The 24,171-nt window shown below is 75.3% G+C and carries 18 protein-coding genes; 11 read left to right on the top strand and 7 right to left on the bottom strand.

Annotated features, from left to right (window positions below):
• Window positions 1-124: 124 nt before the first annotated feature.
• Window positions 125-1,048 (bottom strand): hypothetical protein, encoded by a 924-nt coding sequence (locus ACIF8S_RS04910; protein ID WP_399997345.1) that lies wholly within the window; start codon window positions 1,046-1,048, stop codon window positions 125-127.
• Window positions 1,049-1,370: 322 nt separating this feature from the next.
• Between ACIF8S_RS04910 and ACIF8S_RS04905 the strand changes: the two genes are divergently transcribed.
• The 8 genes from ACIF8S_RS04905 to ACIF8S_RS04870 are packed head-to-tail and all read left to right on the top strand — an operon-like array spanning window position 1,371 to window position 11,161.
• Window positions 1,371-2,456, top strand: coding sequence for a DUF3344 domain-containing protein (locus ACIF8S_RS04905; RefSeq protein WP_399997343.1), 1,086 nt, complete (start codon window positions 1,371-1,373; stop codon window positions 2,454-2,456).
• Between the two features lie 44 nt (window positions 2,457-2,500).
• Entirely contained in the window at window positions 2,501-3,745 is a 1,245-nt protein-coding gene (locus ACIF8S_RS04900; RefSeq protein ID WP_399997341.1) for a glycosyltransferase family 4 protein, read from the top strand.
• On the top strand, window positions 3,742-5,169 hold the full coding sequence (locus ACIF8S_RS04895; RefSeq protein WP_399997339.1) for an exopolysaccharide biosynthesis polyprenyl glycosylphosphotransferase: 1,428 nt from the start codon (window positions 3,742-3,744) through the stop codon (window positions 5,167-5,169). Before ACIF8S_RS04900 ends, ACIF8S_RS04895 begins: the two co-directional genes overlap by 4 nt.
• Before the next feature lie 6 nt (window positions 5,170-5,175).
• Entirely contained in the window at window positions 5,176-6,519 is a 1,344-nt protein-coding gene (locus ACIF8S_RS04890) for an O-antigen ligase family protein (protein WP_399997338.1), read from the top strand.
• The gene (gene murJ, locus ACIF8S_RS04885) at window positions 6,516-8,606 is read left to right on the top strand and encodes a murein biosynthesis integral membrane protein MurJ (RefSeq protein ID WP_399997337.1); all 2,091 of its coding nucleotides are present in this window, start codon (window positions 6,516-6,518) and stop codon (window positions 8,604-8,606) included. The genes ACIF8S_RS04890 and murJ overlap by 4 nt, the downstream gene beginning before the upstream one ends.
• Entirely contained in the window at window positions 8,590-9,357 is a 768-nt protein-coding gene (locus ACIF8S_RS04880; RefSeq protein ID WP_399997336.1) for a polysaccharide deacetylase family protein, read from the top strand. The genes murJ and ACIF8S_RS04880 overlap by 17 nt, the downstream gene beginning before the upstream one ends.
• A 1-nt stretch (window position 9,358) precedes the next feature.
• On the top strand, window positions 9,359-10,495 hold the full coding sequence (locus ACIF8S_RS04875; RefSeq protein ID WP_399997334.1) for a glycosyltransferase: 1,137 nt from the start codon (window positions 9,359-9,361) through the stop codon (window positions 10,493-10,495).
• Window positions 10,496-10,510: 15 nt separating this feature from the next.
• Window positions 10,511-11,161 carry a hypothetical protein gene (locus ACIF8S_RS04870; RefSeq protein ID WP_037723555.1) on the top strand — a complete coding sequence of 217 codons (651 nt, stop codon included), beginning with the start codon at window positions 10,511-10,513 and terminating at the stop codon, window positions 11,159-11,161.
• Between the two features lie 32 nt (window positions 11,162-11,193).
• Here ACIF8S_RS04870 and ACIF8S_RS04865 read toward each other — a convergent pair whose 3' ends face one another.
• On the bottom strand, window positions 11,194-12,549 hold the full coding sequence (locus ACIF8S_RS04865; RefSeq protein WP_399997333.1) for a glycoside hydrolase family 26 protein: 1,356 nt from the start codon (window positions 12,547-12,549) through the stop codon (window positions 11,194-11,196).
• A 169-nt stretch (window positions 12,550-12,718) separates the two neighbouring features.
• Between ACIF8S_RS04865 and ACIF8S_RS04860 the strand changes: the two genes are divergently transcribed.
• Both ACIF8S_RS04860 and ACIF8S_RS04855 read left to right on the top strand, forming a co-directional pair.
• The gene (locus tag ACIF8S_RS04860) at window positions 12,719-13,972 is read left to right on the top strand and encodes an ATP-grasp domain-containing protein (protein ID WP_399997332.1); all 1,254 of its coding nucleotides are present in this window, start codon (window positions 12,719-12,721) and stop codon (window positions 13,970-13,972) included.
• 2 nt (window positions 13,973-13,974) lie between these two features.
• The gene (locus ACIF8S_RS04855) at window positions 13,975-15,240 is read left to right on the top strand and encodes an NAD(P)-binding domain-containing protein (RefSeq protein ID WP_399997795.1); all 1,266 of its coding nucleotides are present in this window, start codon (window positions 13,975-13,977) and stop codon (window positions 15,238-15,240) included.
• A 103-nt stretch (window positions 15,241-15,343) separates the two neighbouring features.
• Here ACIF8S_RS04855 and ACIF8S_RS04850 read toward each other — a convergent pair whose 3' ends face one another.
• The 4 genes from ACIF8S_RS04850 to mmsA form a co-directional block, all read right to left on the bottom strand.
• Window positions 15,344-16,270: a chaplin gene (locus ACIF8S_RS04850; protein ID WP_399997331.1), complete on the bottom strand. Its 927-nt coding sequence runs from the start codon at window positions 16,268-16,270 to the stop codon at window positions 15,344-15,346.
• A 174-nt stretch (window positions 16,271-16,444) separates the two neighbouring features.
• Window positions 16,445-17,356, bottom strand: coding sequence for an ABC transporter permease (locus ACIF8S_RS04845; protein ID WP_399997330.1), 912 nt, complete (start codon window positions 17,354-17,356; stop codon window positions 16,445-16,447).
• A complete protein-coding gene (locus tag ACIF8S_RS04840; RefSeq protein ID WP_399997329.1) occupies window positions 17,353-20,007 on the bottom strand; it encodes an alpha/beta fold hydrolase in 2,655 nt (884 codons plus the stop codon). Before ACIF8S_RS04840 ends, ACIF8S_RS04845 begins: the two co-directional genes overlap by 4 nt.
• A gap of 133 nt (window positions 20,008-20,140) precedes the next feature.
• Window positions 20,141-21,643, bottom strand: a complete 1,503-nt coding sequence (gene mmsA, locus ACIF8S_RS04835) for a CoA-acylating methylmalonate-semialdehyde dehydrogenase (protein WP_349792722.1) — start codon at window positions 21,641-21,643, stop codon at window positions 20,141-20,143.
• A 791-nt stretch (window positions 21,644-22,434) separates the two neighbouring features.
• Between mmsA and ACIF8S_RS04830 the strand changes: the two genes are divergently transcribed.
• Window positions 22,435-22,626 carry an AlpA family transcriptional regulator gene (locus tag ACIF8S_RS04830; RefSeq protein WP_024887432.1) on the top strand — a complete coding sequence of 64 codons (192 nt, stop codon included), beginning with the start codon at window positions 22,435-22,437 and terminating at the stop codon, window positions 22,624-22,626.
• Between the two features lie 67 nt (window positions 22,627-22,693).
• On the opposite strand, the gene ACIF8S_RS04825 is transcribed toward ACIF8S_RS04830, so the two are convergent.
• The gene (locus tag ACIF8S_RS04825) at window positions 22,694-23,734 is read right to left on the bottom strand and encodes a zinc-dependent alcohol dehydrogenase family protein (protein WP_399997328.1); all 1,041 of its coding nucleotides are present in this window, start codon (window positions 23,732-23,734) and stop codon (window positions 22,694-22,696) included.
• Between the last annotated feature and the right edge of the window lie 437 nt (window positions 23,735-24,171).

Genomic DNA, 24,171 nt, shown 5'->3' with positions numbered 1-24,171 from the left:
GGTTCTGTCGCCGTGCTCAACGATCCCCGGCCGGAGCGGAAACCAGGAAATCGAAGATTGCCGAGTCCTCATACGAAATACGAATTCTATGAACTGACGGTGCGCCTGATCCCGCGTCGCGTTTTCAGGAATTCGGCATCAGGAGCGACGTGAGCGCGGGCAGCACCCCGGGCGCCGCGGCGGACTGCGCGGGGTCGGCAGGGTCGGCCGGATCAGCAGGGTCGGCCGGATCGGCGGGGTCCGCCGGATCCGCGGGGTCCGCCGGGGCGGGCAGCGTCGTGACCGTCTGCGGGTCGGTGGTCCCCGTCAGCGCGTCGAGGAGTTCGTCCACCCGGGCGAGCAGCTCGTCGGTGGACGCGAGGGCGCTGTCGGCCGCCGCGTCCGCCGCCGTCTCGGCCGCGGAGGCCGCCTCCGTCGTGCCCGTGGACTCCGTGCTGTCCGTGCTGTCCGTATCGGCCGTGCTGCCGACCGTGATCTCCGTCGTGCCGGTCGACGTGTTCTCGGTCGTCGTGGTCGTCGTGCTGCTGCTGGGCGCGGCCTGCTCGGACTTGGGGAGCAGCAGGTCCAGGAGGCTGTCGAGGGCCTCCCGCACGGCTCCCAGTCCGCTGTTCGCGGTGCCGTCGTCCTCCTCCGCCGTGGGCAGCAGCACGCCCGTGACCGGGGCCACCAGGCCCGGCAGGAGCGGCGTGGCGGGGGCGGCGGCGGGCGTGGAGGTGTTGGTGGTCACGGTCGTGGTGACGGTCACCGGGTCGTCGGCCGCCGCGCGGGTCACCGCCGCGCGGGCCGCGTCGGCCAGTTCACGGGCCCGGGACGGGGGGAGCTGGCCGTCGGGGGACGCGAGGACCGCCTTGATCAGGTCGGCGACCGGGGCCAGGTCGCCCGGCGCCGCCTCGGGGTGCGAGACCCGCGCGAGGAGCGCGGCGGACGACACCGCCGGGTCCTGTCCGGGGTGCGAGTCGGCCGCGAAGGCGGCCGGTCCGGTGGTGGTGGCCAGGAGGGCGGCGCACAGGGCGCCGAGTGCGATGCGCCGGGCCGGCAGAGCGCGCATGAAGAGTCCTTTCGCGGGGCTTCGGATCTTGGACCCACCGTCGAAGCGCCCGCGACGCCCCGCAACCGGGCGTACGCCTTTCGGTCCGGGCCGCCGTCACCCTTCTGCGCGTTCCAGCAGTTGAGCCGGTGCGTGAAGCCGCAGGTCAGGCAAACCAGGTTTCACGATTCCAACACACTTGCCACCCTTTGACGAATTTCACCGTGTTTGTCCGTTTGGTGACTAGAGTTGCGGTGCTCCGACGCACCTTCATGGGCGGACGCATCGCACTCGTCCCCGCTGCCTGCCGCCGCCACCCTTTTCCGAAAGGCTCCGAACGGTCATGCGCCAAACCCTGGGTCAGCTGCTTCGCCATGCGACGGTGGGCGTCCTCGCCCTCGCCGCGCTGTGGGCGCCCTGCGGCTCCACCGCCGCCGCGCCCGCCGCGCCGGCTCCGGAGGCGGAGGGGCTCCCCTTCGGCGAGCGGTACCGGGCGCTCCAGCACGGCAACATCGTGCGCGCGGCCAACTCCTCCCACACCTGCCGCTCCTCGGCGTCCTCGTGCCGCACGGTGCAGGGCGGCGGGCAGGGGGTGAACGGCGACTTCGACATGCACTACATCGACGTCGACGACGACCCCAACACGTACAACTCCTCGCGTGGGGAGGTCCGGCTGCCGGCCGGTTCCCGGGTGACGTACGCCCGTCTGTACTGGGGAGGCAACCTGCTCGTGGGTGAGCAGAAGCCCGCCGAGGACAACGGGCGCGTACTGGTCGCCGAACCTGGCGGCAGCTACAAGGAACTGCTCGCGGACACGATGGTCGGCCACCGCGTGGCGGCCGGCGCCGACGCCTTCCAGGCCTCCGCGGACGTGACGCGGCTGGTGCGGGACAGCGGGTCCGGCCTCTACACGGTCGCGCAGATCAACGTGGCGGGCGGCCGGTCGGCGGCCGGCGCCTGGGGCGGCTGGACGCTGGTGGTGGCGTACGAGAACCCCGCGGAGCCGCTGCGGCACCTGTCCGTGTGGGACGGCTTCGCCCCGCTGGGCGGCGACTCCGCCGCTCATTTCCCGCTGCGCGGACTGCCGTTCGCGGCGGGCGCCGGCGGCCGGGTGGGCATGGTGGCCTACAACGGCGACCGCGGCACCGCCGGCGACTCCCTGGTCCTGACCGCGGGCGACACGGTCACCGCGCTCGGCGACGGCACCAACCCGGTGGACGACGTGCTGAACTCCACCATCTCCAGCCCCGCGAACGCGCCGTCCGCGCGGGTGCCCGCGTACGCCAACACGCTCGGCTACGACTCCGACGTGTTCGACCTCGGCGGGCGGCTGACGCGCGCCGGTGACCAGGCGGCCCTCCGCCTCACCTCGCAGCGGGACGCCGCGTGGGCGGGCGTCCTCTTCGCCGCCGTCGACGCCCGTCCGTGAACGCGCCGTCCTGCGTCCCCAACACCTGTGTGAGTGAGGAAGCCGTGCCCACGGACGTGACACCGCCCGGCCGACGGCCGCGGGTCCTGCACCTCACCCAGCCCGTGGACGGAGGCGTCGCACGGGTGGTGACCGACCTGGTGCGGGCGCAGCTGGCCGACGGCATGGACGTCGCCGCCGTCTGCCCCGACAGTCCCCTCACCACCCAGCTCCACTCGCTGGGCGCGCACGTACGGCACTGGCGCGCGACCCGGTCGCCGGGCCCCTCGCTGGCCGGCGAGGTGCGGCAACTGGCCCGGCTGATCGACGAGATGCGCCCCGACCTGGTGCACGCGCACAGCGCGAAGGCCGGGCTCGCCGGGCGCCTCGCCGTGCGCGGGCGCATCCCCACGGTGTTCCAGCCGCACGCCTGGTCGTTCGAGGCGGTGGGCGGGAGCACGGCCGCGCTCGCCCTGCGCTGGGAGCGGTGGGCGGCGCGCTGGGCCTCCCGGGTGATCTGCGTCAGCGAGGCGGAGCGCGCCACGGGGCTGCGGGCCGGGATCACCGGCCGGTGGGCCGTGGTGCCCAACGGCATCGACCCCGAGCGTTTCCGCCCGGCCGCCGCCGCCCCGGTGCGCGCCGGGCTCGTCCCGCTGGCCGGTCTGGACGCGGACGCCCCGCTCGCCGTGTGCGTCGGGCGGCTGTGCCGGCAGAAGGGGCAGGACATCCTGCTGCGGGCCTGGGAGGCCGTACGGCGGCAGGTGCCCGGGGCGCGGCTGGTGCTGGTCGGCGACGGGCCGGACCACGACCGGCTGCGCGCCGACGCCCCGGACTCGGTGCTGTTCACCGGAGCCGTCGCGGACGCGTCGCCCTGGTACCAGGCCGCCGACCTCGTCGTCCTGCCGTCCCGCTGGGAGGGCATGGCGCTGGCCCCGCTGGAGGCGATGGCCTGCGGCCGGCCCGTGGTGGTCACGGACGTCGACGGGGCCCGCGAGAGCCTGCCGCCGTCCCTCGCGGCCCGGTGCCTGGTGCCGCCGGAGGACCCGGGGGCGCTCGCCCGGACCGTCGGCGAGCTGCTGCTCGATCCGCCGCTGCGCGCGTCCCTCGGCGACCGGGCCCGCCGCCATGTGCTGTCCCTCCACGACGTGCGGAAGACCGCGAGGGCGGTCGCCGACGTCTACCGCGATCTGCTCGGCACCCGGCCGCCCGTGACCAGGGCGCGCCCGCTCCTGGCGGCCGGGGACGCCGAGGCCGACCGGACGACACAGCGCGTCGAGCACTCAGAGCACAGGGAGTCCATCCACTCGTGACCGCCGAACGTACCGTGCCCTCCCCCGGTGTCCCGCCGCGGGAGCACGGATTCTCGCCCGTGTCCGTCATGCCGCCGCGCGCCGGCGACACCGGTCCCCGGCTGCCCGCGTCGCGGCCCCCGGACCGCCCCGACTCCCCGGTCCCCCTGCTGTTCGCGGACGGCGCGGCGGCCCTGCTCGCCGGGTGGGCGGCCACCGGGTTCTCGGCGCTGTTCCTGGCCCTGTTGGCCGGGTCCTCGCTCCTGCTGCTGCGTCCGCGCGGCGAACGGCCCGCGCTCCCGGCGCTGCTCGACGAACTGCCCGCCGTGTGCGGGCGCGTGGCGGTGGCGTGGCTGGCGACGGCCGCCCTGTGGGCGGCGCTCCGGCCCGAGGCGGCGCTGTCCGCCGGCACGGTGGTCGCCGGGCTGGCCGTGCAGGTGGCGGCGGCCGGCGTGCTGCGCGCGCTGGTGCACGGGCGGCGGCGCGCGGCGCTGCTGCGGCACCCGCGGGCGGCACTCGTGATCGGTCCGGCGGCGACCGCGCAGCGCGTGGCCGCCGCCGTGCTGCGCCACCCCCGGTGCGGGGTGCGGCCGGTGGGCGTCGTCGCCGCGCAGGGGGACGGCGGTGACGGGGGCGTCCCGGTGCTGCGCACGGACGAGGAGGTCGAACGGGCGGTCATCCAGAACGGGGTGCGCGCGGTCGTTGCCGTCCATCCGTCGGTGCGGTCCGAACAGGGCGCGCTGCTGCGGTCGTTGGCCGCGTCCGGGTGCACGGTGTGGGAGGTCGACGCGGAGCCCGCGCCGTACCCGGCGCGGGAGCGGCTGGCCGGGTTCTCCTGCCGGCGGCTCGACCTGGCGCCGGTCCGCGGCGGCGGCGCCGGCAAGCGGGTGCTCGACATCCTCGTGTCGGGGACGCTGCTGACGCTGGTCAGTCCACTGCTGCTGGTGTGCGCGGTGACGCTGCGGCTCACCGACGGGCCCGGGGTGGTGTTCCGTCAGGAGCGCATCGGCCGGGACGGGAAGCCGTTCACGCTGCTGAAGTTCCGCACCCACCGCCCGGTCGACGAGCACGAGTCGGCGACCCGGTGGAGCGTGGCCAACGAGCACGAGATGCGCCGGTTCTGCCGGATGCTGCGCCGCACCTCGCTGGACGAGCTGCTGCAGCTGTGGAACGTGCTGCGCGGCGACATGAGCCTGGTCGGCCCGCGGCCCGAACGCCCCTTTTTCGTCGCCCAGTTCAGCGAGACGTACCCGGGTTACGCGACCCGTCACCGGATGCGCGCCGGGATCACCGGGCTCGCACAGGTGCACGGGCTGCGCGGCGACACCTCGATCGAGGACCGTGCCCGTTTCGACAACGCCTACATCGACGACTGGTCGCTGTGGCAGGACGTCTGCATCCTGCTGCGCACGGCGGCCACGCTGGTCCGTCCGACGGGGAGCTGACGCCAGGTGACCCACGTCCCCGTACCCCTGCCGCGCCGGGCGGCCGGCCTGGTGCCGGTGCTGCCGCTGGTGGCGGTGGTCGCGCTGCTGGCCCTGCCGCCGACGGGGGACGGCGCGGGGCCCGCCGACGTGGTGTCCGCGCTGGTCGTCGGGTACTGCCTGATCCGGCTGCTGCGGGAGCGGCGGCGCCCGCTGTCGCCGCGCGCGGCGGTGGTGCTGGGGCTTCCGGTGGTGGGGCTCGCGGTCGCCGCCATGGGGGCGGCCTCGCCCGCGGCGGGGCTCGGCGGCATGGCCCGCTATCTGCAGGTCTTCGTGCTGGTCCCGGCGGCCGTGCTGGTGCTGCTGCGCGGCCGGGCCGACTTCCGGGTGCTGGCCTGGTCGTTCGTCGGGCTCGCGCTGTGGCAGGGGGCGGTGGGCGTGCACCAGTACGTCACCGGGACCGGCGCGTCCTACCAGGGCGAGACCGTGCGCGCGGTCGGCACCTTCGGGGCGCAGGACGTGATGGGCATGGCCACGGCGGTGGCGCTCGGCGTGGTCTGCGCGGCCGGTCTGGCGCTGGGCCGGACGCCGCGGTGGCAGCGGGCCCTGGCCGCCGGGTGCGCGGTCGTGCTGCTGCTGCCGCTGGCGGTGTCCTTCAGCCGGGGCGCCTGGATCGCGACCGCGCTGACCTGCACGGTGCAGCTGGCGCTGGCGGGGATGCGGCGGGCGCTGAAGGTGGGGGCGGCCGTGGTCGCGGCGGGGGTGATCCTCGTGGGCGGCTTCGGGGTCGGTACGGCGATGCTGCAGGAGCGGATCGACAGCATCACGCAGGTGGCCGACGCCCCGGACCAGTCCGTGGTGGACCGGTACACGCTGTGGGCGTCGGCGACCGGCATGTGGCGCGACCACCCGCTGACCGGCGTGGGCCTGAAGAACTTCCCCGAGTACCGCGACGGGCACGCCACGCTGGCGCTGTCGTCGGGCAGCGACATCGAGGGGGCCGGCGAGACGTTCCACAAGCAGGCGCTGCTCTCCCCGCACAGCATGTACCTGCTGGTGCTCAGCGAGCAGGGCCTGATCGGCTTCTGCGCGCTGGTCGGGAGCTGGCTGGCGCTGCTGGTGTGCGCGGGGCGCGGCCTGCTGCGGGTGCGGCGCGACGGGCGCGGGTACGACTGCGCGCTGATCGCCTGCGGCCTGCTGCTGTGGCAGCTCACCGACTTCGTGTACGGCGACATCGGCGGCCCCTCGACCGTGCTGACCGGGGTCGCCCTCGGCCTGACGGCGTGGTGGGGGCTGGCCCCGGACGACCGGGCGGACACCGTCCGCCGGGACGCCGTGCCGGGCCGGGTGGAGGAGGCCGTGACCCGATGACGTCCCTCCCCGCCCAGCCCACCGGTGCGGCCCGCACCGATGCCGTGCCTCCCGCAGCGCTCCCCGGCCCTCCCGTCGCCGAGGCCGACCGCACCACCCGCACCGCGAACTCCGGGCAGGCGACCGCCGGTCCGGCACGCACGGCTCCGGCGGCCCCGGCGCACTCCGCACCGGCGGGCGGTGCGCCGTCGGCCGCCGCGCCGACGACCACGGCGCCCGTGACCGACGTCCCGTCGGACGCGTCGTCGTCCGCCTCCGGACCGTCCGCCCACGGACCGGCCGCCCGCCTGCCGTCCCGGGGCGCCTCCCACGCGGGCTCCGCGCCCGGCCCCCGCACGGAGTGCGGACGGGCCCCGGGCGGCAGCCGGACGGCCGCCGGCGCGCCGCCCCGGAGGAAGGCCCGCACCGCCGACGTACCCGCCGGCACCGCCGCCGGTGCCTCCGGCCGCCCCCCGGGCGACCGTGCCGGTGACGGTACGAAGGACGACGGTGAGCCAGGTGCCTCGCGCCGGTTCCTCGCCCGGGCCGCGCTGGTCACCGCCGTGCTGTCCATCGCGGGGTCACTGCTCGGCCTGGTCCGGGACCAGTCGCTGGCCCGGCTGTTCGGCGCGGGGAGCGACACGGACGCGTTCCTCGTCGCGTGGACCGTGCCGGAGATCGCGGCCACGCTGCTGATCGAGGACGGGCTGGCGATCGCGCTGATCCCGGCGTTCAGCATGGCGCTGGCCCGGCGCGCCCGGGGCGTCCCCGGCGACCCGGTGCGCGAGCTGGTGCGGGCCACCCTGCCGCGGCTGTGCCTGGCGTTCACCGCGGTGGCCGCGCTGGTCGCCGCCGGTGCGCCGTACCTGGTGGCCGTGCTCGCGCCCGGGCTGCCGGACCCGCAGCTCGCCGTCGACTGCACGCGGCTCACCGCGCTCAGCCTGCTGGCCTTCGGCCTCGCCGGGTACTGCAGCGCCGCGCTGCGGGCGCACCGCCGGTTCCTCGCCCCGGCGGCGATCTACGTGGCGTACAACACCGGGATCATCGCCTCGATGTTCGCCTTCGGCCACGGGTGGGGGGTGCGTGCCGCCGCGGCCGGGGTCGCGGTGGGCGGCTGCCTGATGGTGGCGGTCCAACTGCCGTCGCTGTGGCGGCAGCTCGCCTCCCGCACGCCCGCGCCCGCCGCCGCCGTGACCGACGCGGCGGACGAGGAACGGCCGGTGCGGCTGGCCCTGATCGCGGCCGTGCTGCTGTTCGCGCTGTGCCGCCAGTCGCAGGTCCTGGTCGAGCGTTTCCTGGCGTCCTCGCTGCCCGCCGGTGCCATCTCGCACCTCAACTACGCGCAGAAGGTCGCCCAGATCCCGATGACGCTGTCGCTGATGGTGTGCACCGTCACCTTCCCGGTGGTGGCGCGGGCGCTCGCCGACGGCGACACCGCGCGGGCCCGCGCCCGGGTGCAGCGGGACCTGGTGCTGGCGTCCTGCGTGGTGCTGCTGGGCATGTGCGCGGTCGTCGCCTGCGCCCCGCAGATGATCGAGCTGCTCTTCCAGCGGGGTGCGTTCACCGCGTCCGACACCGCCGCGACGGCGGACGTGATGCGCGTGTACGCGCTCGGTCTGCTCGGCCAGACGCTGGTGGGCGCCCTGGTCCGCTGCTACTTCTCGGCGGGCCGCGCCCGCTGGTACCCGCTCGGCGTGATGGCCGTCGGCATCGTCGCCACCTCCGTGATCGGCGCGGTGACGGTGGGCCGCTGGGGGGTCGCCGGGATCGCCGCCGCCAACGCGGCCGGCATCACCGTCACGGCCGCCCTGCTGCTGGCGGGCCTGCGCACCGGCCGCGCCGGGGACACCCCGGGCGTCTCGGTGGGCGTCCGCCGGGTGCTCGCCGACCTCGCCCGGCCGGTCCTCGCGTCCGTCCTGGCCGTCACGGCCGGGGTGTTCGCGGCGGGCCGCTTCACCTCGCCGGCGGCGGCCCTCGCGGCCGGCTGCCTCGCCGTCACCGCCGTCTTCGTCCCGATCGCCCTGTCCGCCCTGGGCGTGGGCGCCGCGTCCGCCCGGCGCTCCGTCCGCTCCGTCACACGAAGGCTCACACATGGCCGCACCCGTTGATTCCCCGCTCGCCGACCGGACCCCGCCGGCCTCCCGCCCGGCGCCCGCCCCCTGGGTGGCGATGTACCACTCGGTGGGCGACTGCTCGGACGACCCCTACCGCGTCACCGTCACACCGCAGCGGCTGGAGCACCAGCTCACCTGGCTGCGACGGCGCGGGCTGCGGGGCGTGTCCGTGGCGGAGCTGCTCGACGCGCGCGCCCGGGGCGAGGGGCGGGACCTGGTCGGTCTGACCTTCGACGACGGCTACACCGACTTCCTCACCGGCGCGCTGCCGCTGCTGCGCCGCTTCCGGTTCGGCGCCACCCTCTTCGTGCTGCCGGGCCGGCTCGGCGGCGACAACGCCTGGGACCCGCTCGGTCCGCGCAAGCCGCTGCTCACCGCGGACGGCATCAGGCGCGCCGCCGGGGAGGGCGTGGAGATCGGCTCGCACGGGCTGACCCACGTCGACCTCACCCGCGCCGACGACGCCCTGCTCACGGCCGAGGTGACGGAGAGCCGCGCCCGGCTCGCCGAGCTGACCGGCGCCCCGGTGGACGGCTTCTGCTACCCGTACGGCACGGTCGACGCGCGTGCCGTCGACGCCGTGCGCAGGGCCGGTTACCGGTACGCCTGCGCCATCGACCCCGGCCCGCTGACCGGCCCGCACGCCCTGCCCCGCGCCCACGTCGGGCAGAACGACACGGCGTGGCGGCTGCATCTGAAGCTGCGGCTGCACCGGTGGCGCAGGCGTCCGGTGGAGGGCGTGTGAGATGAGGGCGCTGCACATCATCACCGGCCTCGGCGTGGGCGGTGCCGAGCAGCAGCTGCGGCTGCTGCTGCGCCATCTGCCGGTCGACTGCGACGTGGTGACGCTCACCAACCCGGGCCCGGTCGCCGACGGTCTGCGCTCCGACGGGGTGCGCGTGCTGCACCTGGGCATGGCGGGCAACCGCGACGTGGGCGTGCTGCCGCGTCTGGTCCGGGTGATCCGCTCCGGCGGCTACGACCTGGTCCACACCCACCTGTACCGGGCCTGCGTCTACGGCAGGCCCGCCGCACGGGTGGCGGGCGTGCGGGCGGTGGTGGCCACCGAGCACTCGCTGGGTGACTCCCAGATGGAGGGCCGCGCGCTGACGCGGGGCGTGCGCGCGCTGTACCTGGCGAGCGAGCGGCTCGGCTCGGCGACGGTGGCCGTCTCCCCCACGGTGGCCGACCGGTTGAAGCGCTGGGGCGTGCCCGCGCCGCGTATCGAGGTGGTGCCGAACGGCATCGAGACGGACCGCTTCCGCTTCGACCCGGAGCGGCGGGAGCGCACCCGCCGGCGGCTCGGGCTGCCGGACGGCGCGTTCGTCGTCGGCGGGGTGGGCCGGCTGGCCCGCGGCAAGCGGTTCGACGTCCTGGTGCGGGCCCTGGCCCGGCTGCCGGAGGACCACTGGCTGCTGCTGGTGGGCGGCGGCCCCGAGGAGCACGTGCTGCGCCGCACCGCGCACGAGGCGGGGGTGTCCGGGCGGGTGCTGTTCACCGGCGAGCGTCCGGCCGTGCCCGACGGCTCACCCGGCCCCGACCTGCCCTCGCTCACCTCCGCGATGGACCTCTTCGCCTCCCCGTCCACCGAGGAGGCGTTCGGCCTGGCGGCGGTGGAGGCCCTGGCGGCCGGGCTGCCCGTGCTCTACGGCTCCTGCCCGGCGATCGAGGACCTGCCGCCGGCCTCCTCGGCCGGGGCCCGGCGGGTGCGCGGCGGGCCGGAGGCGTACGCCCGCGCGATCGCCGAGGTCCGCGCGGCGGGCCCGGCCCCGCGCACGGCCGCCGACGCCGCCCGCCACTACAGCATCACCCGCAGCACAGCCCGCCTCATGGACGTCTACACGGCCGCTGTCACCGGCCCGTCGCCGTCCCCCGCACCCTAAGGAAGCAAGTCCCTCATGACCGACACCCCGACCCGCCGGCGCCTTCCGTCCCTGGACCGCGTCAGAAAGCTGCCGGCCTGGTCCGCGCTGGTGGCAGGAACGCTCCTCGGCGGTCTCTGCGGAGGCGCGTACGGCCTGCTCACGCCGCCGGAGTACACGGCCACCAGCTATGTCGTGGCCGTCCCGACCGACCAGGCGACCCCGGAGTCCGCGCGCGGCTTCGCGCAGGCCTACGGGCGGGTGGCCACCCAGCTGGCGGTGCTGGGGGACGCGCAGGTGTGGGCCGGTGTACCCGTGCGCACGCTGCGGGACAGCGTGCGCACGGCGACCTCGCCGGACGCGCCGATGGTCTCCGTCACCGCCACCTCCGACCGGCCCGGTCTGTCCGTCGACATGGCGAACGCGGTGGCGCGGGCGCTGACCCGGCACGCGGAGGACACCAAGGACAGCACCCGGGTGCGGCTCGTGCAGTTCTCCCGAGCGGTGCGGCCGAGCGGGCCCGCGTCGGCGTCGGCGGGGGTGACCGCTCTGGTCGGTGCCAGCGCGGGCGGGCTGCTCGGCGGCCTGGCGCTGCTGGCCCGGCCCCGCCGGGGCGGCCGGGGCGAGGAGCCGGTGCCGGCCGCCTCCGTGCCGGGCCCGGCCACCGCCGCCGACGTGCCGCGGTGACGGCGGTGATCCCGGCCGGGACGGTCCCGGCCCTACCGGGAGCGCGACCACCAGTCGAAGCGCAGGCACAGCTTCCCGCCGAGCCAGTGCTCGACCCAGCGGCCGAGGTCCAGCGGCGAGCAGTGGTCGGGGAGTGTGGGACCGGCGGGCGGCTCGGTCGGCGCCGGGGTCTGCTGCGGGTCCTCGGGTGTACGGCCGTACAGGGCGGAGCGGAAGACGCGGGAGGCGTCGGGGTTGTCGTCGCACTGCCAGACGCCGTGCGGGCAGTAGTCGGTCACCGTGTGGTAAAGCGGCCGGTGCTGCTGCATCCAGGCGAGCATGCGGCGCATGTACTCGGGATTGTCGCCATTGCGGAAAAGCCCCCACTCCGGGTAGGAGATGGGCTTTCCGTGGGCCTTGGCGAAATCGACGTGCGCCTGGAGTCCGTACGGCTCCGACACCTGCTCGTCGAAGGACATTCCGGTGGGCTGGTCGTACGAATCCATGCCGATGATGTCGACGGTGTCGTCCCCGGGATAGCACTGCGTCCACGGAACGGCGTCCCGGCCCCGGTTGGGGGTGAATTCGAACCGGAATTCCTGTCCCGGGACCGCCCGCATCGTGGTGACGATCCGGTTCCAGTACTTCTTCCAGGACTCCGGGTCGGGACCGCAGCGGTGGGTGTAGGTGACGCCGTTCATCTCCCAGCCGAGCACCAGGACGGTGTCCGGGATCTTCAGCGCGACGAGCCGTTCGGCGAGGGCGCGGAAGTGGTGGTCGAACTCACCGGCCGCGCCGCGCCGCAGCAGCCCGCGGACCTCCTCGTCGGAGACGCCGGCCTCGTTGCGCTCCTGGAGCGGGACGTTGAGGACGAGCATCCGCTTGTCGTCCGCGTTGCGCCAGTCGGCCCACGCGTCGAGGAAGCCGATGTCGCCCTCGATGTCCTTCCAGTGGTTGCCCGGCAGGTAGGTGTGGCCCACGCGCAGCTCCGCGCCGCCCAGCCAGCGGCTGAGCTGCTCCATCCGCTGCACGCCGCGGGCGTCGGAGGCGAGGAAGGCGCCGAAGGGCGGCACGCCCCGGGCGGGGGCGGGCGCGGCCGGCGGGGTGAGCGACGGCGGCCGGACCTCGGGCACGTCGGGGACGGCGGGCGCGGGGATGCCGGGCAGGGCGACGGTCGGCACGTCGACGGCGGGGGTCGGGACGGCCGACGCCGCGGGCTGCGCGCCCGCCGCGGGCTCGGGGCCGGCCGCCGGCGTGGGCCGGCCGGTGGGGCCCGGCAGCGCCGCCCCGGCGTCGTCCGCGTGCACCACCCCCGCTGCCGGGCCCGCCGCCAGGGCGGCCGACACGGCGACCGCCGCCACGCCCACGGCCAGGGCGCGGGACCGGACCCGCCGGTGCTGTGGGGCCATTGGCTGCTCCTCTTCTCGCTCGCGTCCGCCTGCTGCCTGATGCCTCGCTGTTGACGAACAGTCATATGAAGTCAGCCATACGAAATACGACAGTGCCACTGTCACTGCGGCTTTCGAGTGCCGTTCTCGCCCGTGTGGGTGAGGCGGCGCCAGAGGAAAGTGAGAATGCGTGTCATTGCTTGACACCCGGGTTCCCGCCGTTGTGCTGCGGATCGACCGGAATCCCTTTCACCACGGAACACTGGGCGCCGTCCGGACGCTCGGCAGGGCGGGGGTGGAGGTGCATGTCGTCGCCGACTGCACGGGAAGTCCCGTGTCCCGGTCGCGTTTTGTGCGTCGGCTGCACACCCCGCCGCCTCCCGACGCGTCCGAGGAACAGATCCTCGCCGTGCTGCGCCGCGTCGCGCGGGACGTGGGACGCCCGGCGGTCCTGGTCCCGATGGACGACGCGACCGCCATCGCCGCGGCCCGGCTGCGCGAGGAGCTGGCCCCCTCCTACCTGCTGCCGGCGATGCCCGCGGCGCTCGCCGAACGCGTCGCGGACAAGGGGGAACTGGCCGCCGTCTGCGCCTCCGTGGGTGTGCCGCACCCGCGCACCCTGGTCCCGGACACCCCGGCCCGGGCCGCCGAGGACGCGCTGCGGCTCGGCCTGCCCCTGGTCGCCAAGTGGAGCCGCCCCTGGCTGCTCCCGGCGGGCTCCGGGCTGCGCAGCACACAGGTGCTGCACTCGGCCCGCCAGGCGAGAGAACTGCACGCGCGCACCGCGGAGGCGGGCAGCCCGCTGCTGCTCCAGGCGTTCCTGCCGCCCGGCCCGGACCGGGACTGGTTCTTCCACGGGTACGCCGACCGCACGGGCACCGTGCGCGCGGGCGGACCGGGCCGCAAGCACCAATCCTGGCCGCGCGGCGCGGGACTGACCGCGGTGGGCCGCTGGACACCCAACTCGGAGGTGTTCGCGCTCGCCGAGCGGCTCACCGGTGAACTCGGCTACCGCGGCGTCCTCGACCTGGACTTCCGCCGTTGCGGCAGCACCGGCCGCTACCACCTGCTCGACTTCAACCCGCGCCCGGGCGCCCAGTTCCGGCTGTTCACGGACAGCGCCGGACTGGACGTCGTCCGCGCCCTGCACGCGGACCTGACGGACCGTGTGCTGCCGGACGGCGATCCGGCGTGCGGCAGGTCGTTCGTGGTGGAGAACTACGCGCCCCTCGCCGCGCTGCGTCCCGCGCCCGGCGGGCGCGAACTGGCCTGGTGGGCGGCGGACGACCGGGCCCCGGGCTGGGCGATGTGGGGCCTGTGGGCGCGCCATGTGTCCGGCCGGCTGCGCAGGCGGCTGGGCACCGCGGCACCGGTACCGGCGCAGCGCCCCGTACCCCGGGCGGACACGCCCTCCCTGACCGACAACGAGAAAGCGAGCAGCTGATGATGTACGACCTCCTGGTGGTGGGCGCGGGTCCGTACGGTCTGTCGATCGCGTCGCACGCCGCGGCCGCCGGACTGAACCTGCGTGTCCTCGGCCGGCCGATGGCGTCCTGGCGGGACCACATGCCCACCGGGATGTTCCTGAAGTCGGAGCCGTGGGCGTCCAACCTGTCCGACCCGGCCGGCCGCTGGCGGCTGGACGCCTACTGCACGGAGCGGGGGCTGACGGCCCGTCACGCGCACCCGATCCCGGTGGAGGACTTCGCCTCGTACGGGCTGTGGTTCGCCCGCAACGCCGTGCCGGAGGTGGACGAGCGCCTGATCGCGCGGGTGTCGTCGGGACCGGAGGGCTTCAGCGCCGTCGCCGAGGACGGGGAGGTGCTGCACGCGCGGACGGTGGCGCTGGCGGTGGGGGTGATGCCGTTCATCGAGGTGCCTTCCGCGCTGCGGGGACTGCACCCGACGCTGGTGACGCACAGCAGCCACCACAGTGACCTCGGACCCTTCCAGGGCAAGGACGTCACGGTGATCGGCGGCGGCCAGGCCGCGCTGGAGACGGCGGCGCTGCTGGCGGAGCAGGGCACGCGGGTGCGGGTGCTGGCGCGGGCGGAGCGGCTGCGCTGGAACGACGTGCCGCCGCCGTGGGAGCGCCCCTGGTGGCAGTCGGCGCGCTCGCCGCACAGCGGTCTGGGCCCGGGCTGGCGGAACTGGTTCTACTCCGAGCGGCCTGGGCTGTTCAGGCGGCTTCCGGAGACGACCCGTGCCCGGATCGCGGCCACCGCGCTGGGCCCGGCGGGCGCCTGGTGGGTGCGGGAGCGGGTGGAGCGCGGGGTGGACCTGATGCCGGGCCACGAGGTGACCGCGGCGGCCGCCGTGCCCGGCGGGCTGCGCCTGGAGCTGGCCGACGTGACGGGGGCCCGGCGCACCCTGGAGACCGAGCACGTGATCGCCGCGACCGGGTTCAAGGCGCACCGTGACCGGCTGGGGCTGCTCTCGGCCGAGCTGCGCGGTGCGATGGCGGCGCTGCCCGACGGTTCCCCGGTGCTCGACCGCGGCTTCGAGTCCTCCTACCCGGGGCTGTTCCTCGCGGGTCTGGTGACGGCGTCCGGCTTCGGTCCGGCGATGCGGTTCGTGCACGGCGCGACGTTCACGGCGTCCACCCTGGTGCAGGGGGTGCGCCGGCGGCTCCGTACGGCCCCGGTGCGCGGGACGGTCCCGGTGCCCGCGGGCGGCGGCCGGGGCGGTGCGCCGGCTCCGGTGCGCGGCTGACGGACGGCACGACGAAACGTCCCCCGGACCAGGAGGTCCGGGGGACGTTTCGTGCCGGGGGGCGTGGACGCCGGGTGGGGTGGACCCGGCTTCCGTGGAGCCGCTAGCGGCGGGCGCCGACGCGGCCGCGGCGGTAGAGCATGGCCCCGCCGGTGAGCAGCACGGCGCCGGCGGCGGAGGCGGCCATCAGGCCGTCGGTGCCGGTCTCCGCGAGGTGCGGCGGGTTGCCCGGGGTCTCGACGGCCGGCGGCTCGACGTGCTTCGGCGGCGTCACGACCTTGGTGGGCGGCTCCGGCTTGTCCTTCTCCGGCGTCTTCTCCGGCTCCTTCTCCTCGTGGCCGGAGTCGTTGACGCAGGTGTTGTCGGACGCCTCGTTGAACAGGCCGACGAGGTTGACGCTGTTGCCGCACGCGTTCAGCGACAGGTCGATGGGCGCCTGCACGACATTGCCGGAGAGGACACCGGGCGAGCCCTTGGCGGCGCCGACCGCGTGGGCGCCGCCGCTCTCGGCGTGCGACGCGCTGGAGGCGGCCTCGTGGTGGGAGGAGTGCGCCGAGCGGTCGGCGGACTTGTGCTCGTGCCCGCCGTCCGAGACGTTCGCGCAGGTGTTGTCGGACGCCGAGTTGAAGGCGCCGCCCGCGGTGACGTTGTTGCCGCACGCGTTCACCGGGGCGTGGACCGGGGCCTGCACGTTGTTGCCGGACAGCACGCCGGGCGAGCCCTTGGTGCCGCCGACGGCCTGGGCGCCGCCGGCCGACTCACCGTGCCCGTGACCGTGCCCGCCGGAGCTGTTGACGCACGTGTTGTCGGACGCCTCGTTGAAGGCGCCGACGGCGGTGACGGTGTTGCCGCATGCGTTGACCGGCACGTGCACCGGCGCCTGCACGTTGTTCCCGGACAGCACACCGGGAGAATCCTCGGCACCGCCCCCCGCGAACGAGTCGGCGAGGGCGGGGGTTCCGTACAGGGACAGAATGCCCGTGGCGGCAGCGGCCGCCGCGAACACTCCCCTGCTCAGGGTCTGTCGCAATGTGGTTGTCTTCCTGCTTGATGGGAGGCCGGCCCCGGCATGGAGAGTGGCGGCCGGGACCGCGCGTTCCGGCCTCGGCCACCCTGTGGCCTGTCTCCTTCATCAACCTGTCTCCACGGGATCGGTTGCGCAGGTTCACCCGGTTGGCCCGCGTGACGCCCCCGCGGACGTCCGTCAGGACACGACGTCCTTGCGCACGAATCCCCTGAACGCCAGTGCGAACAACACGAGGGCGTATGTCACGGACACCGCGGCGCCCTGGAGCATCCCGGACCACTCCGGGGTCGGCTGGACGGCGTCCGCCCAGGCGAACTGCCAGTGCGCGGGGAGGAAGTGCCGCCAGTCGCCGAGGGCGGCGACGGCGTCCAGGACGTTGCCGACGATGGTCAGGCCGACCGCGCCGCCGACCGCGCCCAGCGGGGCGTCGGTGCGGGTGGACAGCCAGAACGCCAGCCCGGCGGTCACCAGCTGCGACACGAACAGGTACGCGACGACCACCACGAGCCGTCCGGCGGCGGTGCCCGGGTCGAGCGCGCCGCCGGTCGGGATGTGCAGCGGGCCCCAGCCGTACGCGACGGTGCCGACGGCGAGCGCCACCACCGGCAGCAGCACCATCGCGGCGAGGCTCAGCCCCAGTCCGACGATCAGCTTGGACCACAGCAGCCGCATCCGGGGCACGGGCGCCGCGAGCAGATAGCGCAGGGAGGACCAGCCGGCCTCCGAGGCGACGGTGTCCCCGCAGAACAGGGCGACCGGGATGACCAGCAGGAAGCCCGCCGACACGAAGAGGTTGACGGCGGCGAAGTTGGCTCCGGACGCGGTGGCCGTGTCCATCAGGGTGATCCGGCCGTCGCGGCCCTCGGGTTCGCCGCCGATCGCGAAGGCGATCACCAGCACGAACGGCAGGACGGCGAGGACCGCCCCCATGACGAGGGTGCGCCGGCGCTTGAGCTGGCGGACCAGCTCGACCCTCAGGGGCAGGGTGTGGCCGGGCCGGTAGCCGGCGGCGGCCTCGACGGGTCCGGGTCCCGTGGGCCCGGGTCCGGTGGGCCCGGTCCGCCCGGCCCGCTCGGTGAGCGCGCTCATGCGGAACCTCCGATCAGAGTGAGGAAGGCGTCCTCGAGGCGGCGGTGCGGGCCCACCGACGTCACGGGCACCTCCAGCCGGACGAGTTCCGCGATCAGCCGGGGGGCGGTGCCGTCGGCGTCCAGCCGGACCAGCAGGCCCTCGTCGGTGCGGACGGCGGACGCGATGCCGGGCAGCGCGGCGACCTTCTCGGCGACCGGCTCCTCCACGGGCGTGACGGTGCCGACGAGCAGGGTGTCCCCGGAGCCGATGATCTCCTGTACGGGACCCGCCTGGACCAGCCGTCCGCGGTCCATGACGACGAGGTGGGTGCAGGACTGCTCGACCTCCGCCAGCAGGTGGCTGGAGACGATCACCGTGCGACCGGAGGCCGCGTAGCGGATCATCACCTCGCGCATCTCTCGGATCTGCGGCGGGTCGAGGCCGTTGGTGGGCTCGTCGAGGATGAGCAGGTCCGGCAGGCCGAGCATGGCCTGGGCGATGGCGAGCCGCTGGCGCATGCCCTGCGAGTAGGTGCGCACCGCGCGGGCGAGGGCGTCGCCGAGGCCGGCGATCTCCAGGGCCTCGTCCAGGTGGGCGTCCTCGGGCGGGCGGCCGGTCGCGGCCCAGTACAGCTCCAGGTTCTCCCGGCCGGACAGGTGCGGCAGGAAGCCCGCGCCCTCGACGAAGGCGCCGACCCGGGACAGGACGGGCGCGCCGGGGCGCACCGCGTGGCCGAAGACCCGGATCTCGCCGTCGTCGGGCTTGATGAGGCCCATCAGCATGCGCAGGGTGGTGGTCTTGCCGGCGCCGTTGGGGCCGAGCAGGCCCAGCACCTGGCCCTTCTCCACCCGGAACGACAGGTCCCGTACCGCGTACCGGTCGGTGGAGCGGGCGTAGCGCTTGCTCAGGCCGGTGATCCGCAGCGGGACGTCGGCCAGGTCCGGGGCGGGGGCCGGTGCGGTGGTGCGGCGGCGGCCGGTGAGCAGCAGCGCGAGGGCGATCACGGCGCCGGCGACGGGCAGCCACACCACCCAGGCGGGCAGCGGGGCCGCGGCGGTGGTGACGCCGGGGGCGGTGGGCACCGTCAGGTCGCTCCTCAGGGCGACGGAGTACGTCGCCGGGGCGGCCGGGGAGGCGTAGCCGAGGTCGGTGGAGGCGAGGACCAGGCGCAGCCGGTGGCCCTTGCGGACCTCGTGGTCGACGGCCGGGAGGGTGAGCCGTACGTCCTTGCCGGCGCGGGCGCCCTCGACGCGGACCGGGGTGACGAGCTGGGAGGGCAGCACCTGCTGCCGGCCGTCCGGGCCGACGTCGTACACCTTGGCGAAGAGGACGGCGTCGTCGCTGGTGGACCTGACCCGCACGGTGACGGTCGGGGAGCCGGTGACGCGCAGGTCGCGGGCGACCGGGGCGGAGTCGAAGCGGGCGTGCTGGCCGGGGAAGTCGAGCGAGACGCCGACGCCGAGGGAGGACAGCTGGGAGAGGCCGCCGGAGCCGCCGATGCCGGGCAGCGCGGACACGGCGGGCGGGTTGGCACCGGCCGGGTTGGCGAAGCGCTGCTCACGGCCCGTCAGCTTCACGGACCGCTCGCCACTGTGCAGGCCCGGGTAGGCGTCGGCGCTCGCGCCGCGCAGCTGGGCGCGGCCGTCGGTGGAGTCGACGCCTCCGGTGCGGGTGACGCGGAAGGCGGGGCCGGTGTCGGCGTTCTTGTCGCCCTTGAGGTACCGGTCGAACCAGGCGCGGACGCGCCCGTGCAGGCGGTCGGTCTCCGGGTCGCCGCCGTCGTGGCCGCCGGCGAGCCAGTCGACGTCGACGGGGGCGCCGTTGGCGCGGATCGCCCGGGCGGCGGCGTCGGCCTGGCCGAGCGGGAACAGGGAGTCGGTCTGACCCTGCATCAGCAGGGTGGGCACGTCGATGCGGTCGGCGACGGCGGACGGCGAGCGGGCTTCGAGGAGGGCGCGGGCCCGGTCGTCCGGCACGCCGGACTCGGCGACCCGCTCGTACATCGCGCACAGGGCGGGCTCGAAGCGGGCGCAGCCGCCGCCGGAGGTGACGAAGGCGCCCGCCCACAGCTTCTTGAAGACGCCGCCCGGGAAGAGCGCGTCGGCGAGGTCGAAGTAGGTGATGGCGGGGGCGATGGCGTCGACCCGGTCGTCGTGCCCGGCGCCGAGCAGGGCGATGGCCCCACCGTAGGAGTTGCCGGCGATGCCGACGCGGGGGTCGCCGGCCTTGTCGAGCCGCACCTCGGGCCGGCCGGCCAGCCAGTCGATGAGCCGGGAGACGTCGGCGACCTCGCCCTCGGGGTCGTTCAGCCCGATCTTCCCGGTGGATCCGCCGAAGCCGCGCGCGGACCAGGTGAGGACGGCGTAGCCGTCGCGGGCGAGGTCCTCGGCCTGTTCCCGCACGTCCTCCTTGCTGCCGCCGAAACCGTGGCCGAGCAGCACGGCGGGGCGGCGGCCGTCGGGGCCGGCGGTGAAGAAGGAGGTGTCGATGCGCACCCCGTCACCCGTCGTCATGACGCGGTCGGCGCGGCGCACCGGGGGCGCGTCGTCGGAGGCGACGGCGGTCCAGGTGCCGGCCCCGGCGAGCACGACGACGGCGGCCGCGGCGGCGAGGGTCCGCCGTGGCCGCCGTGACCGCAGCCATGGCCGGCCGGGCAGTCGAAGATCCATGCGTCAACCGTACGGGGTCCGCCTGTCGGCCAGTTGTCGACCGGAGACCGAACTCGGGGACCTCCCGGGGGTGTAGGCGGCCGTGGCCGTGTACCGCGTTCGCGGTACACGGCCACACGCCCCCTGAGCGGGCTCAGTGGTTGCGGGGGAAGCCCAGGTCGACGCCGGTCGGGGCGTCCGCCGGGTCGGGCCAGCGGGTGGTGACGACCTTGCCACGGGTGTAGAAGTGCGTGCCGTCGTTGCCGTAGATGTGGTGGTCGCCGAAGAGGGAGTCCTTCCAGCCGCCGAAGGAGTGGTAACCCACGGGGACCGGGATCGGGACGTTCACGCCGACCATGCCGGCCTCGACCTCCAGCTGGAAGCGGCGGGCGGCGCCGCCGTCCCGGGTGAAGATCGCGGTGCCGTTGCCGTACGGCGAGGCGTTGATGAGGTCCAGGGCCTCCTCGTACGTCTCGGCGCGCAGCACGCACAGCACGGGGCCGAAAATCTCGTCCTGGTAGGCCTTGGCGGTGGTCGGCACCTTGTCGAGCAGGGAGATGCCGATCCAGTGGCCGTTCTCGTGACCCTCGACGGTGTGACCGGTGCCGTCCAGGACGACCTCGGCGCCCTCGGCGGCCGCGCCGGTGACGTAGGAGGCGACCTTGTCGCGGTGGGTCGCGGTGATCAGCGGGCCCATCTCGGAGGCCGGGTCGTTGCCGGGTCCGATCTTGATCTTCTCGGCGCGCTCACGGATCTTCTCCACCAGCTCGTCGCCGATCGCGCCGACGGCGACGACCGCGGAGATCGCCATGCAGCGCTCGCCCGCGGAGCCGTAGGCGGCGGACACGGCCGCGTCGGCGGCGGCGTCGAGGTCGGCGTCGGGCAGCACCAGCATGTGGTTCTTGGCGCCGCCGAGGGCCTGGACGCGCTTGCCGTTGGCGGAGGCGGTGGTGTGGATGTGGCGGGCGATGGGCGTGGAGCCGACGAAGGAGACGGCCTTGACGTCCGGGTGCTCCAGCAGGCGGTCGACGGCCACCTTGTCGCCGTGCACGACGTTGAACACGCCGTCGGGCAGACCGGCCTCGGCGAGCAGTTCGGCGAGGCGGACGGAGGCGGACGGGTCCTTCTCACTGGGCTTCAGCACGAAGGTGTTGCCGCAGGCGATGGCGAGGGGGAACATCCACATCGGCACCATCGCCGGGAAGTTGAACGGCGTGATGCCGGCGACCACGCCGAGCGGCTGCCGGATGGACGCCACGTCCACGCGGCTGGCGACCTGGGTGGACAGCTCGCCCTTCAGCTGCACGTTGATCCCGCAGGCCAGGTCGACGATCTCCAGGCCGCGCGCGACCTCACCGAGGGCGTCGGAGTGCACCTTGCCGTGCTCGGCGGTGATCAGCTCGGCGATCTCGTCGCGGTGGGCGTCGAGCAGCGCGCGGAACCTGAACAGGATCGAGGTGCGCTGGGCGAGCGAGGACTGCCCCCAGGTCAGGTACGCCTCCTTGGCGGCGGCGACCGCGGCGTCGACCTCCTCGACGGAGGCGAAGGCGACCTTGGTGGTGACCTCGCCGGTCGCCGGGTCCGTCACCGGGCCGTAGGTTCCCGAGGCGCCTTCGGCGGTCTTGCCGCCGATCCAGTGGTTGACGATCTTCGTCATGACCGAGAACTCCTTCGCAGAGGGCGGCGTCGGGGGGAGACGTGCCGTTCGTACAGCTCGTGTGGTGGTGCCGCGGACCGGGCGCGCCGGGGCCGCCGCCACGGGTCCATCCCACCAGTGACGGGGTGCCGGGCGGGCCCGACACAGTGTCGGCCGTTCGGGTCCCCGTGTAGACACATGGGTCCCCGGGCGGCCCGACCAGGGTGGTGCCTCCGGCGCGGGGCCGCGGCGGGCGGGGAGTCGTCGCTCGCACCTCGCTCCTGCCAAAGCGAGGCGGCCTCCCGCGCCGGAGGCGATCTGTGACGGGGCGACGCCGTGGTCGCCCCGGGGGCCGGGGAGCGTCCGGCGACGGCGGAGGCTCGCCATGGCGCTCCCTTCGGACGTCGTACCGCCCTGCGGGGTCCGAGGGCTCTCCCCGGTTTCTAGCCCCGCTCATGAAGCCCTGTCAATGTTTTGTCCGGACATTCGGACGAGAATGTCACCACTCCGGGGAAGGTCCGGGGAAGAGGGCGGGACGGCGCGGGCCGCCGTTACGGGAGAAGACCCCGGCGCGTCAACGCGCCCCGCCGGTGTGCCGGAGTGCGCCTGTGCGTCACTCCTGTCACAAACGCGCCTGTCGCGTCACGGCTGTCACACGCGGGCGGCCCTTCCGTCACACCCGCGCACGGCCCCTCTCCGTAAGCGGACCGGGTCGTTCTCCCGCACGACGCTTGTCGATCGCCAGCGCGCGCCCGGCTCCCCCTGACGGCCACCCCCGGCCGCCGCCGTGGTGCGCGCGGGGAGGTGCACACATGACCGAGCTGTGGTCGTACAAGGACATCGCGGCACACATCAAGGTGCAGCCGGACACCGTGCGTTCCTACCGCAAGCACGGCCTGCTGCCGCCGCCGGACCGGGTGGAGCACGGGAAGCCCTACTGGTACCCCGACACGGTCCGCCGCTGGGTCGCCGCCCGCCCCGGCAACCGGGGACGCAAGGGCTGACCGCCGCACGCGCCGACGCCGTGCCCCGCGCCGACCACGCGGGAGCACGGCGTCCGTGCGAGAGCGCTCAGCTCCAGGGTTCGATCACCGTCACGCCGGCGGGCGGGGCGGTGTCCATCGCCCCCAGTGCGGCCGGAACCGCGTCCAGGCCGATCGTGGAGGTGACCAGCAGATCGGGTCGGAGCACCCCGGCGCGGACCAGGTCCAGCATCGGCGGGTAGGTGTGCGCGGCCATGCCGTGGCTGCCGAGGATCTCCAGCTCCAGGGCGATGGCGCGGGCCATGGGCACGGGGGTCGTGCCGGTCTCCGAGGGGAGCAGGCCGACCTGCACGTGCCGGCCCCGCCTGCGCAGGCCGTTCACCGAGGCGGCACAGGTGGCGGGCGCGCCGAGGGCGTCCAGGGAGAGGTGGGCGCCGCCGGTCAGCTCGCGGACCGCCGCGGCGGGGTCGGCCACGGCCGAGGCGTCCACGCACGCCGCCGCGCCGAACCGCCGGGCCAGATCGAGGGCGCCCGGTGACACGTCGACCGCGACGACCCGCGCGCCGGCCGCCGCCGCGATCATCACCGCGGACAGGCCCACGCCCCCGCAGCCGTGCACCGCCACCCACTCCCCCGCCGCGACCCTGCCCTGCTGGACCACGGCCCGGTAGGCGGTGGCGAACCGGCAGCCGAGGGAGGCGGCGGTGGCGTACGTCATGCCGTCGGGCACCGCCACCAGGTTCACGTCGGCGTGGTCGAGCGCCACGTACTGCGCGAAGGAGCCCGAGTGGGTGAAGCCGGGCTGGGTCTGGCGCTCGCAGACCTGCTGGTCGCCCGCCGCGCAAGCCGGGCAGGAGCCGCAGGCACACACGAACGGGACGGTGACCCGGTCCCCGGCGCGCCAGCCGGTGACCCGGGCGCCGGCCTCCTCGACGACGCCGGCGAGTTCGTGCCCGGGGACGTGCGGGAGGGTGATGTCCGGGTCGTGGCCCTGCCAGGCGTGCCAGTCGCTGCGGCACAGGCCGGTCGCCTCCACCCTGACCACGACCCCGTGCTCCGCGGGCGCCGGGTCGGCGACCTCGCGCACCTCGGCCGGTTCCCCGTACCGCTCGAACACGACCGCTCGCATGACAGACCCGCCTTCCGGTGATCGCCGCTGTCGCGGGCACGCTATCCCGCGGCTGCGGACGGGCGGGTCCCGGGCGCTGCGCGAAGCGGTTTCGGGGGACCTGAAAGCTCCCCCGACAGCCCCCGAGGCAGCGCTCCGGAGGTGTCGGGCACGTGCGGCTCTTCGTGCGGGCCCGCGGGCGGCTCCCGTACGGACGGCGCCGGAGCGTTCCCGGAGACCCTGCCCGGTCGCCCCGGAGGCGCTGCCCGGCCGCCCGGGGCCGTCGCCCAGGCGCGACCGGGGCCGTCACCCAGGCGCGGCCCAGGGTGGTCGCGCAGGCCGCGACCGGGGCGGCTCTCCGGGCGGGCCCGCGGGCGGCTCCCGTACGGACGGCGCCGGAGCGTTCCCGGAGACCCTGCCCGGTCGCCCCGGAGGCGCTGCCCGGCCGCCCGGGGCCG

It is taken from the genome of Streptomyces sp. NPDC085937, assembly GCF_044540535.1.
Classification (GTDB): Bacteria; Actinomycetota; Actinomycetes; order Streptomycetales; family Streptomycetaceae; genus Streptomyces.
The sequence above is the reverse complement of the archived record's forward strand: the minus strand, read 5'-3'. Positions and strand labels throughout refer to the sequence as shown.